Source organism: Polynucleobacter sp. MG-28-Ekke-A2, from assembly GCF_035012985.1.
GTDB lineage: Bacteria > Pseudomonadota > Gammaproteobacteria > Burkholderiales > Burkholderiaceae > Polynucleobacter.
The window spans coordinates 1-1,245 of sequence record NZ_JAYGQU010000047.1 but is presented as its reverse complement, the minus strand read 5'-3'; the positions used below and the strand labels follow the sequence as shown (position 1 = coordinate 1,245).

At 48.9% G+C, this 1,245-nt stretch carries 1 protein-coding gene; it reads left to right on the top strand.

Translation table 11 applies throughout. The annotated features are described in order from the left end of the window. The first annotated feature begins 70 nt into the window (after positions 1 to 70). The gene (locus tag VC188_RS11840; protein ID WP_216190072.1) at positions 71 to 1,231 is read left to right on the top strand and encodes an IS30 family transposase; all 1,161 of its coding nucleotides are present in this window, start codon (positions 71 to 73) and stop codon (positions 1,229 to 1,231) included. Positions 1,232 to 1,245: the final 14 nt, after the last annotated feature.

Below are 1,245 nucleotides of genomic sequence, written 5' to 3'. Positions count from 1 at the left end.
GCTAACGACCTTGATTTCAACCCGTCGATGCAACACACTACTAACTGCGTAAGCGCAAGGAGTGTTGCTCATGAAACAACGACCTAGAATCTATTACACAGCTACCCAGAAGGCTTTAATGTGGGAGCGCTGGAAAAAGGGAGATTCTCTCCAGCAAATTGCCCAGTTATTTGATCGCCACCACTCGGCAGTTCAGCGAATTTTGGCTGAGAGTGGCGGCATTAGACCGCCAGAGCGAACTCGATCCAAACTAGCATTAACCTTAGCTGAACGGGAAGCCATTTCACGTGGTCTGGCAAGCGGTCAATCCATGAGATCAATTGCTACCGAGTTGGGCCGCTCGCCTTCTACAATTAGTCGTGAGATTGGTCGTAATGGTGATCCAAAGAGCTATCGAGCCAATCAATCAGACCAGTCTGCTTGGGACAGGGCACATCGCCCTCAGACTTGTAAACTAGTCTTGAATAAAGCCTTAGCGCATCTGGTGGCAGATAAACTGCAGCACTACTGGTCACCACAACAGATTGCCGGTTGGCTAAAAGAGACTTATCCAGATCAGGAGGACTATCAGGTGTCACACGAAACGATCTACCGTAGCCTCTTCATCCAAGCCCGCGGAGCCTTAAAGAAAGAGCTCACCCAGCATTTACGACGCACCCGCATCATGCGCCGATCACGGCATCACACGCTGAAGGATGCAGGGCTTGGAAAAATTAAGGATGCAGTCTCGATCAGAGAGCGGCCAGCCGAAGCAGAAGATAGAGCTGTTCCCGGCCATTGGGAGGGTGATCTTTTATATGGGGATGCCAATAGTCAGATCGCTACTCTCGTGGAGCGACAGACTCGCTATGTGATGCTAGTCAAGGTGGCTCGTAAAGACAGTGAGACGGTGGTCAATGCACTCATCAAGCATGCCCGCAAGTTACCGCAAGAGCTCTACAAGTCCTTAACATGGGATCGGGGTAAAGAAATGTCTGAACACAAACGCTTTACTCTAGCTACCGATGTGCAAGTGTATTTTTGCGATCCTCAGCATCCTTGGCAACGAGGATCTAATGAAAATACCAATGGGCTATTAAGACAGTACTTCCCTAAAGGCATGAGCTTAGCTAACTACTCTCAAGCCAAACTCAATGCAGTAGCAAGGCAACTCAATGAACGCCCTAGAAAAACACTAAACTATCAAACACCGGCAGAACGTTTTGCCCTAACTGTTGCATCGACGGGTTGAAATCAAGACCCATA

Bases quoted from the DNA above. Each gene is read 5' to 3' on its own strand.
- VC188_RS11840 (WP_216190072.1), top strand. From the start codon at position 71: ATGAAACAACGACCTAGAATCTATTACACAGCTACCCAGAAGGCTTTA.